The following is a 13,277-nucleotide window of genomic DNA, read 5'->3' as shown; positions in this document are numbered from 1 at the left end:
GGATCAGCGGTGATCTTTTGTTTTGTGTTGGTCAAAACTGCGATCGATGGCTTGGCCAATGGTCAGGCCGACGGGAAGATCGCCTCCGAAGGAGGTTCCAAGGATGTGGCGATACATCTTTGAATCCACCAGCCGGTACGTTGAATCAGGCAGAGGGATGTAATTGCTTTTTTTGACTAATTTTGCAAGATTTCGCAAGTAGTAGGAGATGAATGTTCTGAAGGCTTTGTTGCTTCGTAGTTGTTTGTCGTTGACGTATAAAAACAACGGCCGGGATAATGGTTGATACTTTTCATTCTGAACAGTCTTCACCGAAGGCGAGGTAGGCATGCCTTTTGAGTTGGCGATTTTGACGGCTTTTAGTCGAGAGGTGTTGTTTTTGTAATAGGAATAGCCAAAGTATGCTAATGCTTCCTTGTTAGAGGCCACAAATTTTACAAGGTCGTTGTCATCTTCGCTGGCAAAGTAATCTGTTCGGGAGTTTTTCTTTGATCCGTTGATTGTCTTGTTGAAGACATCGAATGTTCCAGACTGTTTGCCAGGACCGCAGAGCTTGATCGCGCTTGCCGGGTAGTCCAGATTAACCTGATTCCATGTGTTCACCTTGTCCTGGGCTTGTTTGTTCCACAGCCTCGACAACTCGCCGACTGTCATTGAATTGGCCCAATTGTTGGCTGGATTCACCACCACAGTGATGGCATCAAATGCAATCGGTAATTCGATGAAATGAATGCCATTGTTTGAACAACGCTTCAGCTCTTTGCTGGAAATCGGTCTGGACGCGTTCGCAAGCGGAATGTTGCCGTTGCAGAACTGACGCAGACCTGCGCTGGATCCCGTTTCACTGAGGGCAAATTGGACGTTTTTGCCGTCTGATGTGGACTGAAAACCTTTGATCGCGGCCTGCGTGATCGGATAAACCGTGCTGGAGCCACTGATCTTGATCGTGCTGGAGGCAAAGCTGATGCCGGCACTCAGTCCAATCACAGTGCTGAGGCAGGCTGTGACGGCGAGTGCTGGACGAAGCACAGGGCTGGATCCCATCAGTCCGGGAGGGAGTCCTCCAATCATGAGCAGCAGCGGATCGACCTGGGTTAAGGGGCGGTAATCGCACCAGTGACGACAGATTTTGTTTACAGATCCTCGTTGTGTGGCATCACGTCATTCCTTGGAAATCACGTTAATTGACACCACGATGATGGGAGACCATTGATCCTTATCGATGCTTCTATTAATCACGTTGATTGTGTTATTCAACGGTGATGCCCGTTTTGCGGATTGGCGCGTTGCTTGGTTGGTGATCCCATCGAAAACCCGTGATCACGCTGTCGCCCAGGTACTGAAATGACACCCCTGTCAGGATCAGCGTGCTCTGAATCACCAGGCAAATCAACACGTCACCGCGGTTCCTCCACAACAGCGAAGCCATGGCACTCGTGCATGTTGGCCCATTTCAGCGAGTAAGAGACTGCTTGGATGTGATGCGCTACACCAGCTCCCTTCAACAGCTTGATAAAGCACTGGTCTGACTTGCTGGTCTGGCTTGAGGGTGTGGCAGCTCGCGTCACTGTCGACGACCGTTGGATGCGTTGAATCGGTGCTCACGCTGTGACGGCCAGCTCACACGAATCGAGTCCCCAAGGCTCACTCCTCCATCGCAGATCATGCGCAGGTTGCCGTGCTGACTGTCCAGTAACAGTTGCTGGCTGGCTCCATGCCATTCACGGTTGAGCACGCGGCAGTCCATGCCAGCGTCATCAAGGTTCAGGTGTTCCGGTCGGACGCCGATGACGCTGTTGTCATCCATGTTGATCAGGTTCATGGGCGGTCGTCCAATGAACTGAGCGACGTAGGTCGTGGAGGGCGTGTCGTAGAGCTCCTGTGGTGTTCCGATCTGCTCGATGCGGCCGTGTCGCATCACAGCGATTCGATCGGCCAGCGCCATGGCTTCCACCTGGTCATGGGTGACGTAGATGACCGGTTGAGGTCCGTCCAGGATCAATCGCTTCAGTTCAGGCCTGAGTTCGTCGCGCAGCTGAGCATCGAGGTTGCTCATCGGTTCATCCAGCAGAAACACCCGTGGGTCCCTGAGCAGAGCCCTCGCCAAGGCCACCCGCTGTCTTTGGCCACCGGACAGCTGGGCCGGTCGTTGTTCCGCCAGCTCACGCAGCTGCACCACATCCAGCATGGCCTCGATCCGCTGCTGCCTGTCCTGAACCGGACCGCCGCGCAGCCTTAGGCCGAGATCGAGGTTGCCCCGAACCGTGAGATGGGGGAACAGGGCATAGCTCTGAAACACCATGCCGATGCGTCTCTGTCGTGCCGGAACACGATCCATGGGTTCCCCTTCGATCAGCAGATGCCCGCGATCAGGTTGATCCAGTCCAGCGATCAGGCGCAGTGCTGTGCTTTTGCCGCAGCCGCTTGCACCAAGGAGAGCGACGCACTCCCCTTGTCCCACTTTCAGATCGAGTTGTTGAAGGATCCAGCGTTCGCCAAAACGTCGTCCAATGCCCTGCAGTTCAACGGTCATCCCTTGATCGCTCCATTGGTCAGGCCGGAGACGATCTGCTTCTGGAAGATCAGAACAAGCATCAGCAGCGGAATGGACCCCAGCACTGTGGCAGCGGCGTAGGCCCCGTAAGGGATGGAGTAGATCGACGAACCGGCAATCCTCGCCACTGCAACCGGCAGTGTGAGCAGGTTCGCCTCGCTGATCCAGGTGAGCGCGATTGGGTATTCATTCCAGGCGAACAGAAACACCAGAATCGCGGTGCTGGCCGAGGCTGGGGCGATCAAGGGAATCAAGACCCAGCGCAAGCGCTGGATCAGTGTCAGGCCTTCCAGTTGCGCCGCATCTTCAAGGTCATTTGGCAAGCCCTCAAACGCGGCACTCAGCAACAGCAGAGCCAGAGGCATCGACAGGGCTGCGTAGGGAAGAGCGAGGGCCAGAAGATTGTTCCCGAGCTGAAAAGCCCTGGCGATTTCAAGCAGAGCCAGGAAGAGCAAGACGTAGGGAAATAGAGCAGCGGCCGTGATCAGCAATCGGCTGCCGCGCCGCCATCCAGCAGGCAGACGGGCAAGGGTGTAAGCGGCCGGTAAGGCCAGCAGCAGGGTGAGCAGCGTGGTCTCCGTGGCCACGACCGTGCTGTTGATCAGATACCTCCAGAACGGAGGGTCGCTCATAAACAAGTCTCTGTAGTGCTGCAGGGTCCAGCGCTGTTCAACCGAGATCCCGGCTGAGATGAGGGCTTCATCACTGCTGAAGGAGCTGATCAGCTGCCAGAGCATGGGGGAGAGGGACCACGCCAGCAGGAGCAGGATCCAGATTCGACGTTGCGTCATGGTTCAACCGGGTTGATCACCCGTGTTGCCCTGAGGATGAGACCGGCCAGCACGATGAAGATCGTGAGCAGCAGGAAGCCACCAAGCATCACGGTGGCGCTGTATCCGAAATCGAGGAAACGCATGGCATTCAGATAGGCATAGAGGGCCAGGCTTTCCGTGCTGCCCGCCGGTCCGCCTCCGGTGAGCACTTGGATCAGATCGAAGACACCGAAGGCCTGGGCCAGCCGAAAAAGAAGGCTGAGCAGGATGTAGGGCACCAGTAATGGCAGGGTGATGTCCCGAAGAGCCTGCATGGGTCGGCCTCCCTCCAGGCGAAAGGCCTCGAACAGATCAGCGGGGATTGTCTGCAATCCGGCCAGGAGGATGAGTGTGATGAAGGGGGTTGTTTTCCAAACGTCGGCCGTGACGGTGGCAATCCATGCCCAGCTGGGATCAGCGAGCAGATTCAGAGCCGGCATCCCGAGCGCCTTGGCCAGCTGTTCCAGCGGTCCGTAGGGGGTATTGAAAATCCAGCGCCAGCCGAGGGCCATCATCGTTGTGGGAAGAGCCCAGGGCAGAAGGGTGAGGGCGCGTACCGCACCTCGCCCTCGCCAGCGCTGATCGAGAAGCAGGGCAATTGCCAGGGCCAGAAGCAGTTCGAGACCAACGGAGATCAGCGCAAAACGCCCCGTCTGCAGCGTGTCCTGCCAGAACCGTGCATCCCCGAGTAATCGCTGCCAGTTGGCTCCTCCGTTCGGCACGGGGATCAACCCGGTGAGGACGGAATCGGCGTGGAAGCTCAGCCATCCATAGCGAATCATTGGATAGCCGAACACGATGGCGATGAGCAGCAGAGCCGGAAGGATCAGCAGTGCATTCATGCCTGCCCTCCAGCGGATTGCAGGATCACCTCACTGTTGCTCTGGGCCGCTTTCATGCCCTGCTCAGCGGACTGTTCCCCCGTCAGCACGGCACTGAGGGATCTCTGCACCACATCGCTGAGCTGGGCATAGAGCGGAGAGGGTGGTCGGGGGACAGCCACCGAAAGGGCGCGGCCAATGTCCGGCAGCACGGGGGAGACAGCCACAAGTTCAGGATCGGCGAACAGCGCGGCCGACGTCGGCGTATAGCCCTGGTTGAGGAAGCGCTCACGCTGGGCCGCTTCGGAGGTGAGGTAGCGGATCGCTTCAACGGCGGACGACTTGTGGGGGGAGTCATTGAGAAGCGACAGCCCCCAGCTGCCAAGCGTGGCGGTTGGTTGTTCGCCGCTCTGGGACACCATCGTTGTCACAGCAACGCGTCCACGAACCGCACTGTCGGGCTTCTGAAGTTCTGCGTAGGCATAGGGCCAGTTGCGCATGAAGGCGGCATCACCAGCTTTGAAGGCCTGGAGGCTTTCCGGCTCAGCGAAATTGGTCACCGCCTTCGGGCTGATCCCGCTGTTGATCAGCTCATACAGCCAGGTTGCAGAAGCGATCGCCGCGTTGCTGTCGAGCCTTGGTTCCCCCGTTGATGGATCCAGCCACTGTCCGCCGAAACCCTCCAGCACCTCAACGAAATCGCAGCTGAGGCCTTCGTATTGACGGCCCTGCCAGACGAAGCCGTACTTGGCCTGATCGGTCGTTTGGAGTTCACGACTGATGCTCACCAGCTCCTCCGGGGTTTCGGGGGGTGACGCCATCAGATCGGTACGCCAGTAGAGCATCCCCACATCGGCAACCAGGGGCCATCGATACAGCTTGCCCTCGTAGCTGTTGCCCAGATTGGCGCCGTCCTGAAGGGTGGCTAGATCGCTGTCGTCGAACCAGGGATCAAGGGGTTCCAGCCAGCCCGCTTCGGCATATTTCGGCAGCCAGGTGACATCCATCAGCAGGGCGTCGTAGGGCGGCTGGCCCAGCAGCAGGCTGCTGATCGCCAGATCGGAGATGGATTCGGTGTCCCTGGGGCCCCGCGTGATGGAGAGGCGGATCCGCCCGCGATGCTCTTGGTTGAATCGTTCAACTAACGGTGCAGTGGCATCGGCGAATGGGGCAGCCATCAGGATCGAGACCACTTCAGGGGCCCGTAACTGGGACCAGGCAAGACCTGCTGAAATCAGGATCAGTGCCAAAAGGCCGCCGAGCAGGCGTCGGCCCAAGCTCATGGAGCCACTGGTAACGGAAAGCCAGCGAGCTGCTCGTCCGCCCAGTCCTTCACGGTGTAGCGCTCAACCGCATCGGTCATCCGTCCCATGCGTTCCCTCTGCTCTTCCTCGGACATGGCCAGAGCTGATTCGATGGCATCATCCATTCGCCGATTGGAATAGGGATTGGTCAGCACGGCACCTTCGAGGACAACGGAGGCACCGGTGAATTCGGAAAGCACCAGAACACCGCCTCGATGCTTGCGCGCTGCAGCGTATTCCTTGGCTACGAGATTGAGGCCATCGCGCAGGGGGGTGATCCAGCACACATCGGCGTGACCGAACCAGGCGATCATCTCCTCATACGGAATGCGTCGGGTTGAGAAACGGATCGGCACCCAGTCGATCTGACTGAAACGACCATTGATACGGCCGGCGATTTCTTCGATCGATCTCTGGGTGTCCTCATAGATTTTCATGCCGCTTGTTGCAGCGACACAGGCCAGCATCAGCACCACTTCTCCATGCAGGTCGCTGCGCCGCTCCAGCAACCGTTCGAAAGCCAACAACAGCTCTTCGTTGCCTTTGGTGTAATCCACCCGGCTGGCGGACAAGATCAGTTTTCGACCCTTTTTGGTGTCCTGAATAATCAGCTCACCGTAATTTTCAACTGGAGCGCTCCAACTGAGTTGCTGGATCACATCAGGGGACGTTCCCACAGGCGAGCTGAGCAACTGGATTCGACGACCGTTGTGCTGCAGCCAGTCCGTCACCGTGGCTTCCGAAAGCGCCGTACCAACGGTGATGAATTTGCTGTCTACAGGGCGTTTTGGTCCCCGCTCACATCCGATCAGTGTGCTGGCCGCACGGGCGAAATTCTCGGTGTAGCGCGGAATGTGAAAACCAACGACGTCGCAGCACAGAAGGCTTTCAAGAATCTGTTCGCGCCAGGGAAGGATGGCGAAGACGTCGTTGCTAGGAAACGGCGTGTGATGGAAGAAAGCGATCTTGAGGTCGGGCCGTTGGGCACGAATGAACCCTGGGGCCAGCCAGAGGTTGTAGTCATGCACCCAAACAATGGCTCCGTGTGATGCTTCACGGCAGGCAGCATCAGCGAAGCGTTGATTGACCTCTTCGAAAATGCTCCAATCAGAGTTATTGACGTTGAAATGTGTAGGGAACGTATGAAGGATTGGCCAGAAAGATTCCTTTGACGTGACGTGATAAAAGCTTGATATCTGTTTATCGTGCAGGGGTATTCGCCTCAGTGTGAAATGAGACGGATTCTCCATTTTGATGCGTTCATCTTCAACTTGCTCCGGGTTGTCAACACGACGCCAAGCAATCCAAGTTCCATCAGTGCTGCCCCGAAATAAATTCCTGAGCGTAGGAATAATGCCGTTTGGGCTCTTTTGATCGATCCAAATACGGTTGCCTGATTCGTCTTTACCTTCGTCAAACGGGGTTCGGTGATAAAGAATGATGAATGAGCTGCCACCTTCGTTTTCGTCCATCTCTACCAATCCTTTTCGTGGCACCACCCTTCTTGAATGGGGCGCATTTGTCAAACAGCCGTGTTGTTCTGGAGATTCATCAGCGAATCAAGCACCTCCCTTGCATGGCCGCTGGGGCGAACCGCTACCCAGCGCTGTCGCAACACACCATCAGGGTCGATCAAAAAGGTGTGGCGTAGCGAATAAGGAGCCATCCAAGATCCATAGGCTTTGCTGACAGTTCCGTCCGGGTCGGAGAGCAGAGGGAAGCTCAGGTTTTCGCTGGCGCAGAAGGATTCATGATCATCGACGCTGTCTGCGCTGATCCCGACGATCTCAGCGTTGGCAGCTTGGTACTCACCGTGCAAGGCCTCGAAGCCACGAGCCTCGAGGGTGCAACCTCCGGTGAAATCCCTTGGATAGAAATACAGAGCTAGCCAACGTCCCTTGAATCCAGTAAGGGACCATTTGTCGCGGTCCGGCTCAGACTGACTCGAACCCGGGAGGACAAAATCCGGAACAGTTTCGCCGTTGTTCAGGACAATGCCGCCAAGAGCCAGGGATTCGCCGGGCCGAATGCTGAGCGCGGCGAGCAGCAGTGCAGCGCGGCTGAACAGTTCGCGTCTGCGCATGGTGCCGGAATCAGAGTTTGGCCAGATTGATTCCGAGGGATTTGGCGTAGGGGCCGAGTCCCTTCTTTTGAATGGTTTTCAGAGCTCGGGTAGTGACCCGTAGGTTCACCCAGCGCTTGCCTTCCGCCCACCAGAGCCTTCTCTGTTGGAGATTGGCTTGCTGCAGCTTTTTGGTGCGTATGTGGGAATGGCTCACGGCCATGCCGTTGTTGGCTCGAGTACCTGTGAGCTGACACACCCGGGACATGACGCTGACCTTGAACAGTGGTTGACCAGGCTTCACAGAAGCCCCGATCAACCAGTTTATCAAAGTGAATTCGTCAGACGGAGCGTTGCATCAAAGCTCCCATCAATTCGGCACTCCGCGTCTGGAATCCAGCCAGCTCGTTGGGTTCAAGTCCGCCAACACCCAGTCGTGCCATGTCGTACAAATGACGCCCAAGATCCTTGGCGAGCTGTTCGCTGGGCGACGTCTCGCCGCTACCAACCAACACCGAGCCGGACTTCAGCTTCAGCAGCCCCTCAACAAGTGGATGGCGGCGATTCACCAACAGAACGTGATGGTCCGGCAGGCCAGGTAAACGCTGCTCTATCAGCGCCCCCATGTCGTTGAGCCGTCGCATCTGCTCAGGCAGCAGAATCATTGTGGGCGGAGCGTTGTCGGCTTTGAGGGACTGAACCTGGATCGTCACCTTGTCGTTCTCGAGAGCATCCTTCAGCAACGTCCGCAGGGTTTCCGACTGGGTGGTTCCGTCGTGATCGGACAACTCGGTTTGATCGTCCTGGAAGCTGTCGTCCAGCTCGGCATCAACCCGCTGGAACTTGAGATCGTCGTGCCGACTCTCAAGCCACGGGATGAACTGTGTGTCGATCACCGTTTCGAGCTTCAACACCTCAGCTCCCTGCGATGTCCAAAGGTTCAGCGCGCTGGCCTGCGCCAGATCATCCGTGCTGTACAAAATTCGATTGCTGTGGTCGGCCGAGAGCCTTGCCCGGTAGCCAGCCAGGGTTGTGAAGGATTTGTCGCCGGAACCGATTGGATCGGGATCCTCGCCCTCTCCGGCAGAAGCGGTGGTTCCGAACAAAATCAACTCGGCGATCTGGTCGGCGAACTTGTCGTCCTCCATCGCTCCGATTTTCACGAACGGCGCCAGTGCTTCCCAGGCATCTGCATAGGCCGTTGGGTCGTCCTGTTTGAGGTTGCGCAGGCGATCGGCCACTTTTTTGGCGACGAAGTTGCCGATTGAGCGCACGCGTCGATCGGTCTGCAGGGCACTTCGACTGACATTCAAAGGAATATCCGGGGAGTCGATGACGCCACGGAGCGGCAGCAGATAACGGGGGACGACCTCCTTGATTGAGTCACTGACGAAGACCTGATTGCAATACAACTTGATTTCACCTTTTTCCCAATCAGCACGACCGCTTTGTCTGGGGAAGAAGAGAATGCCCTGGAGGTTGTAGGGATAATCGGTATTCAGGTGGACCCAGAGAAGAGGATCTCCCTGAAATGGATAGAGATAGCGGTAAAGATCGATATAATCCTGATCTTTCAGATCACGTGCGCTCTTTCTCCAGGGAGCATCGCGTTTGTTAACTGTTTCCCCTTCCAGCTGAACCGGAACTGCCATGAAATCGCAGTAGGTATTGATCAGCGTTCGCAAGCGACTTGGCTCGAGATATTCGAGTTCATCCTCCATCAAATGCAAGATGATGTCTGTCCCAGCGGCATCCCGTTCAGATGCGGTGAGACTGAAATTGGGTGATCCGTCGCAGCTCCATCGCACGGCTTCACTGTCTGGCCGAGCCGATTGCGTCAACAGCTCTACGCGTTCAGCCACCATGAAGCTTGAATAAAAGCCAAGGCCGAAGTGACCAATGATTGCGTCGCTCTCCTGTTTGTATTTTTCAAGAAAATCTTCGGCACTTGAGAAGGCCACTTGATTGATGTAGCGCTTCACTTCATCGGCGGTCATGCCGATGCCGTTGTCAGAAATTGTGACCGTCTTGGCTTCCCGGTCGATGCGGATCTGGATCACTCCCTCATCGCCTTCGCTGCAGTCGCCTCCCATGGCAGCCATCCGGCGTTTGTTGATGGCATCGACACCGTTACTGACGAGTTCCCTCAGGAACACTTCATGGCCGGAATAGACGGCCTTCTTGATGATCGGGAAGATGTTCTCGGTGTGGATCTGAATCTGACCCTGCTCGTCCATCACCGGCATGGTTACAGCGCGAAAATCCGACCTTAGGAATCGGTGCTGCAGCCCCTCAAGCGTTTCAGGGGGTGAGGTCTCCGTACCTTCCGTTCAGCCAGCCTTCTGAAGATCGGGACGTTCCTCCGCCAGGATCGCCCCTTCAACGGGGCAGACCTGCTGGCAGATCCCGCAGTCGATGCAGGTTTCGAAGTTGATCCAGTAAAAATCCGTTCCCTTGCTGTTCTTGCCGTTGCCCTGATCGATGCAGGCCACCGGGCAGGCATCGACACAATCAGCCACTCCCTCGCACACATCCGTGACAATGGTGTGGGGCATCTCTGATTTGCGGAAGACAACCGACTCTAAGAATCGATCCAATCCAGCTGATCGGCTCGACGCACCCTGGCCATCTCTTCCGCGGCTAGGCGATTGGCGACAGGGGTGAGCTCAACGTAGGCGCGACAACCCTTTTGGTGCCATTGGCTTTGATGCTGGAGAGCGGATTCCAGAGAGCTCTCGGCTGAAAAAGCCACCAGCACAATGGCTTCATGCTGCGGATGTCTGGGGGTCTCGCTGAGAAGTTCCCGGATCGGGTCGATGGCGAAGCTGAAGCCGACCCCAGCCGCTTGATCGCCTCTGGCTCCGCAGCGATAAACCAGATCGTCGTAACGCCCTCCACGGGCGATCACAACAGGTGCTGCTTTGCCCTGACAGACCAGCTGAAACACCAATCCGTTGTAAAGCTTGAATTCCGGCTGAAAGGTGGTGTCCAGCTGCAGTCGTAATCCCAGGGCTTGCGCCGCTGGTTCCAACAGTTGGCTGAGACGCATCAGATCGCGAAACACCGGTTGATTTCCGAACAGAGTGTCCAGTTGGCTCAGCTGCTGTTGTGGCTCACCACGGCTGTCAAGCAGGAGCAACAGCAACTTGCGTTGCTCCGCAGTTAGGTCCATCGCCTCAATCGCGAGACGGTCGTAGCGAACCAATGCGGAGCGGATGGCTTCCCGAAGGTCACCGACGTAGGGCTTCAGGACCAGATCCATCAGCGCGGTGTGGCCAAAGAGCAGTTGCGGACGTTGAGCATCCGTCAGATCCAGGGTTTTCACCGCAGCGATGAGAAGCGAGAGCAACTCCATCTCGGCTTCGATGCTCTTGACCCCGAACAACTCCACTCCGCTGTGGAGGTTCTCTTCAATGAACTGGCCTCCTTCGTCGGCGGAGCGGCTCTGGAACACAGTTCCTGAGGCCCAAAGGCGCAGTGGTCGCGACCGTGCCGCCAGGCGCGTGCATGCTGCCCGGGCAATGGACGCAGTCATTTCCGGTCGCAGCCCAAGCGGATCATCGGCCACCAGTCGGACGACGTCCTGGATGGCGATTGCACCACCTGCCATCAAGGTGTCGAGACGTTCAACCCTCGGGGGCGACACTTCGTCGTATCCCCAAAGGCGATACACCGCAGCAAGCCGCTCGCTGAGCACGCGGTTGCTTTCCACCTGAAGAGGGTTGAGATCCCGTGCGCCGGCGGCGGGTTGCAGCGCCATGGGTCAGCTGTTCAGTCTGAACTTCGGCAGACAGTAACACTCCAGTTGTGACAAGGGTTCTCAACCTGTCTGTCCAAACAAAGCCATTAGGAATAAGGCCAAGGTGATGGCTTCAGAGGATGTGTCATAAGCTCCTGCCTTTGTTGCTAGTGCCGTGCTTCAACTTTTGACGTTTGATCGGGATAATTGGATAGCATTGTGATTGCCTATCTCATGCCTGTTAGAGGAAAATTTTGATCAATCATGCTTTTGAAAATGGGATGAAGTAATGCTTATTCTTGATTGTATTCAGGCCCTTGTCCGATATTCCTGTCGTTCGTTACTGTTGTGATCTCCAGTGCACTGAAATACAAGAAAATCAGCTGATCAGGGTTGCAATATTTTGAGTTGAAAGTAAGAGTTCTCATTCAATCAGACAGCCAAACATACCGCGATCTTTTTTATTGCTGATCAGCCATTGCCAGGTTTAGAGTATTGATGAGGTACTCAGGATCCCATCGCCTGGATCTCCGGGGCTCCGTAACTGGCTCCGCTCAATGGATTGACCTGGGCAAGTCCCTCCACCATCTGTTGATGAAGATCAGGACCAGAGGCAAGAACCCGGCCGGTACTGATGTCAAAGGTTTGACCTTGATATCCGCTCACGATGCCGCCAGCCATCTCCACCAAGGCAACGCCAGCTGCCAGATCCCATGGGGCCAGGCCCCGCTCCCAGTAACCGTCCTGGCGACCGCAGGCCACAAAGGCGAGATCCACCGCTGCCGCTCCTCCTCGTCGGACTCCGTGGGTGCGATGGGTGAACCAGCAGAACTCGGCGTAGTTGTTGTCCAGTCGGGTGTGTCGGTCGTAGGCGAAACCGGTCACGAGCAAGGAATCCTCGAGTTGCCTGCAGGGACTGACATGGATGCTCTGCTCATTGCAAAACGCCCCAAGCCCTGGTGCCGCCCAATAGGTCTCGTTCAGAAAGGGAATGGCAATGGCGCCAAGGATCGGTTGTTGTTTCCAGGTAAGGCCGATGGATGTTGCAAAGAAGGGATAACCGTGGGCGAAGTTGGTGGTGCCATCGAGAGGATCCACGCACCAGCGAAGTCCATCCTGTTCGCCCTGAGCCCCACTTTCTTCCGCCAGAACAGCGATCTCAGGAGTTCTGGCTGCGAGTGTCTCAAGAACAATGCGTTCAGCAGCAAGATCCGCGTTGGTCACCAGGTCTCCCAGACGTCCCTTGTTTTCAACGCTGGAGAGCTTCCCGTAATGGCGCATTAATTCCTGGCCGCCTTGTTTGGCCGTGCTGCGGGCCACCTCCGCCAGTCGTTTCAGTTGGCTTTGATCAAGCCCGGCAGCAACAGCTGAATCCCTGCAGATTGAACTGGACATCGACTCAATCCTTCCAGGTTTCCAGTTCCTCCAAGGGGATCTCCCGTTGAACAGTCCCCCTGCCGAAGTGACGGCCGAACTGCAGCTCGTAGACCTCGTCTTCGTCCTGAGTTTCTGCCTCAAGTGGGCCGGTTGCCCTGGCAACACAGAGCAAGCCATATCCCTGGCTGCGTAATTCCCTTGATAGGCCCATCGCTTCGCGCTGGTCGAGGGAGCCAGAGAGGACCCGGACGGCACAACTGGTGCAGCATCCGTTGCGACAGGAGAACGGCAGGGGATCGCCTTGCAGTTCAAAGCTGCGCAGGATGTAATCACCCTCAGGAACCTCATGGGTGATCGAGCGATTTTCCTGGCGCCAGTGAACAGTGATCCTGTGCCTGGGTCGCATGCCGTTCCGCTGGGAGTGTCCTGCTACATTCGCATCTGCCCCACATAAGCCGGTGGAGAGCTGGCCGAGTGGTCGAAGGCGCAGCACTGGAAATGCTGTATAGGGGCAACTCTATCGAGGGTTCGAATCCCTCGCTCTCCGCTTCACCGGTCCCAAGGGACCGGTTTTTTATTGGCTTGATCAAGGTGCACTTGATCAACGT

Annotated in this window: 14 protein-coding genes and 1 tRNA gene; 1 reads left to right on the top strand and 14 read right to left on the bottom strand. The window is 56.7% G+C overall.

Going from position 1 to position 13,277, the window contains the following annotated elements; genetic code table 11:
- Nucleotides 1-3: 3 nt before the first annotated feature.
- The 14 genes from SYN9616_RS0104690 to SYN9616_RS0104625 form a co-directional block, all read right to left on the bottom strand.
- Nucleotides 4-1,044 carry a PstS family phosphate ABC transporter substrate-binding protein gene (locus SYN9616_RS0104690; RefSeq protein WP_037991296.1) on the bottom strand — a complete coding sequence of 347 codons (1,041 nt, stop codon included), beginning with the start codon at nucleotides 1,042-1,044 and terminating at the stop codon, nucleotides 4-6.
- 205 nt (nucleotides 1,045-1,249) lie between these two features.
- On the bottom strand, nucleotides 1,250-1,429 hold the full coding sequence (locus SYN9616_RS0104685) for a hypothetical protein (protein WP_028952088.1): 180 nt from the start codon (nucleotides 1,427-1,429) through the stop codon (nucleotides 1,250-1,252).
- 135 nt (nucleotides 1,430-1,564) lie between these two features.
- A complete protein-coding gene (locus tag SYN9616_RS0104680; RefSeq protein WP_028952087.1) occupies nucleotides 1,565-2,533 on the bottom strand; it encodes an ABC transporter ATP-binding protein in 969 nt (322 codons plus the stop codon).
- The gene (locus tag SYN9616_RS0104675; RefSeq protein ID WP_028952086.1) at nucleotides 2,530-3,345 is read right to left on the bottom strand and encodes a carbohydrate ABC transporter permease; all 816 of its coding nucleotides are present in this window, start codon (nucleotides 3,343-3,345) and stop codon (nucleotides 2,530-2,532) included. The genes SYN9616_RS0104680 and SYN9616_RS0104675 overlap by 4 nt, the downstream gene beginning before the upstream one ends.
- A complete protein-coding gene (locus SYN9616_RS0104670) occupies nucleotides 3,342-4,208 on the bottom strand; it encodes a carbohydrate ABC transporter permease (protein ID WP_028952085.1) in 867 nt (288 codons plus the stop codon). Before SYN9616_RS0104670 ends, SYN9616_RS0104675 begins: the two co-directional genes overlap by 4 nt.
- Nucleotides 4,205-5,470 carry an ABC transporter substrate-binding protein gene (locus SYN9616_RS0104665; RefSeq protein WP_028952084.1) on the bottom strand — a complete coding sequence of 422 codons (1,266 nt, stop codon included), beginning with the start codon at nucleotides 5,468-5,470 and terminating at the stop codon, nucleotides 4,205-4,207. The genes SYN9616_RS0104670 and SYN9616_RS0104665 overlap by 4 nt, the downstream gene beginning before the upstream one ends.
- Complete coding sequence (gene ggpS / locus SYN9616_RS0104660) at nucleotides 5,467-6,963, bottom strand: glucosylglycerol-phosphate synthase (protein WP_028952083.1); 1,497 nt, start codon at nucleotides 6,961-6,963, stop codon at nucleotides 5,467-5,469. The genes SYN9616_RS0104665 and ggpS overlap by 4 nt, the downstream gene beginning before the upstream one ends.
- Nucleotides 6,964-7,013: 50 nt before the next feature.
- Nucleotides 7,014-7,574, bottom strand: a complete 561-nt coding sequence (locus tag SYN9616_RS0104655) for a peroxiredoxin (protein WP_028952082.1) — start codon at nucleotides 7,572-7,574, stop codon at nucleotides 7,014-7,016.
- A 10-nt stretch (nucleotides 7,575-7,584) separates the two neighbouring features.
- Complete coding sequence (gene rpmB, locus SYN9616_RS0104650) at nucleotides 7,585-7,821, bottom strand: 50S ribosomal protein L28 (protein WP_028952081.1); 237 nt, start codon at nucleotides 7,819-7,821, stop codon at nucleotides 7,585-7,587.
- Nucleotides 7,822-7,894: 73 nt separating this feature from the next.
- The gene (gene htpG / locus SYN9616_RS0104645; RefSeq protein ID WP_028952080.1) at nucleotides 7,895-9,799 is read right to left on the bottom strand and encodes a molecular chaperone HtpG; all 1,905 of its coding nucleotides are present in this window, start codon (nucleotides 9,797-9,799) and stop codon (nucleotides 7,895-7,897) included.
- A gap of 84 nt (nucleotides 9,800-9,883) precedes the next feature.
- Nucleotides 9,884-10,108 (bottom strand): ferredoxin family protein, encoded by a 225-nt coding sequence (locus tag SYN9616_RS0104640; RefSeq protein WP_028952079.1) that lies wholly within the window; start codon nucleotides 10,106-10,108, stop codon nucleotides 9,884-9,886.
- 26 nt (nucleotides 10,109-10,134) lie between these two features.
- Nucleotides 10,135-11,313, bottom strand: a complete 1,179-nt coding sequence (locus tag SYN9616_RS0104635; RefSeq protein WP_028952078.1) for an ATP phosphoribosyltransferase regulatory subunit — start codon at nucleotides 11,311-11,313, stop codon at nucleotides 10,135-10,137.
- A 486-nt stretch (nucleotides 11,314-11,799) separates the two neighbouring features.
- Nucleotides 11,800-12,687, bottom strand: a complete 888-nt coding sequence (locus tag SYN9616_RS0104630) for an inositol monophosphatase family protein (protein WP_028952077.1) — start codon at nucleotides 12,685-12,687, stop codon at nucleotides 11,800-11,802.
- A gap of 4 nt (nucleotides 12,688-12,691) precedes the next feature.
- On the bottom strand, nucleotides 12,692-13,075 hold the full coding sequence (locus tag SYN9616_RS0104625) for a 2Fe-2S iron-sulfur cluster-binding protein (protein WP_028952076.1): 384 nt from the start codon (nucleotides 13,073-13,075) through the stop codon (nucleotides 12,692-12,694).
- A 54-nt stretch (nucleotides 13,076-13,129) separates the two neighbouring features.
- On the opposite strand from SYN9616_RS0104625, the gene SYN9616_RS0104620 reads away from it, so the two are divergent.
- Nucleotides 13,130-13,216: transfer RNA gene (locus SYN9616_RS0104620), tRNA-Ser, on the top strand.
- The last annotated feature ends 61 nt before the right edge of the window (nucleotides 13,217-13,277 follow it).

Origin of the sequence: Synechococcus sp. CC9616 (assembly GCF_000515235.1) — a bacterium.
Taxonomy (GTDB): Bacteria; Cyanobacteriota; Cyanobacteriia; order PCC-6307; family Cyanobiaceae; genus Parasynechococcus.
The sequence above is the reverse complement of the archived record's forward strand: the minus strand, read 5'-3'. Positions and strand labels throughout refer to the sequence as shown.

Bases quoted from the DNA above. Each gene is read 5' to 3' on its own strand.
- SYN9616_RS0104635 (WP_028952078.1), bottom strand. From the start codon at position 11,313: ATGGCGCTGCAACCCGCCGCCGGCGCACGGGATCTCAACCCTCTTCAG.
- SYN9616_RS0104630 (WP_028952077.1), bottom strand. From the start codon at position 12,687: ATGTCCAGTTCAATCTGCAGGGATTCAGCTGTTGCTGCCGGGCTTGAT.
- SYN9616_RS0104665 (WP_028952084.1), bottom strand. From the start codon at position 5,470: ATGAGCTTGGGCCGACGCCTGCTCGGCGGCCTTTTGGCACTGATCCTG.
- rpmB (WP_028952081.1), bottom strand. From the start codon at position 7,821: ATGTCCCGGGTGTGTCAGCTCACAGGTACTCGAGCCAACAACGGCATG.
- SYN9616_RS0104690 (WP_037991296.1), bottom strand. From the start codon at position 1,044: ATGGGATCCAGCCCTGTGCTTCGTCCAGCACTCGCCGTCACAGCCTGC.
- SYN9616_RS0104675 (WP_028952086.1), bottom strand. From the start codon at position 3,345: ATGACGCAACGTCGAATCTGGATCCTGCTCCTGCTGGCGTGGTCCCTC.
- SYN9616_RS0104625 (WP_028952076.1), bottom strand. From the start codon at position 13,075: ATGCGACCCAGGCACAGGATCACTGTTCACTGGCGCCAGGAAAATCGC.
- SYN9616_RS0104640 (WP_028952079.1), bottom strand. From the start codon at position 10,108: ATGCCCCACACCATTGTCACGGATGTGTGCGAGGGAGTGGCTGATTGT.
- SYN9616_RS0104655 (WP_028952082.1), bottom strand. From the start codon at position 7,574: ATGCGCAGACGCGAACTGTTCAGCCGCGCTGCACTGCTGCTCGCCGCG.
- SYN9616_RS0104670 (WP_028952085.1), bottom strand. From the start codon at position 4,208: ATGAATGCACTGCTGATCCTTCCGGCTCTGCTGCTCATCGCCATCGTG.
- ggpS (WP_028952083.1), bottom strand. From the start codon at position 6,963: ATGGACGAAAACGAAGGTGGCAGCTCATTCATCATTCTTTATCACCGA.
- SYN9616_RS0104685 (WP_028952088.1), bottom strand. From the start codon at position 1,429: ATGGCTTCGCTGTTGTGGAGGAACCGCGGTGACGTGTTGATTTGCCTG.
- SYN9616_RS0104680 (WP_028952087.1), bottom strand. From the start codon at position 2,533: ATGACCGTTGAACTGCAGGGCATTGGACGACGTTTTGGCGAACGCTGG.
- htpG (WP_028952080.1), bottom strand. From the start codon at position 9,799: ATGCCGGTGATGGACGAGCAGGGTCAGATTCAGATCCACACCGAGAAC.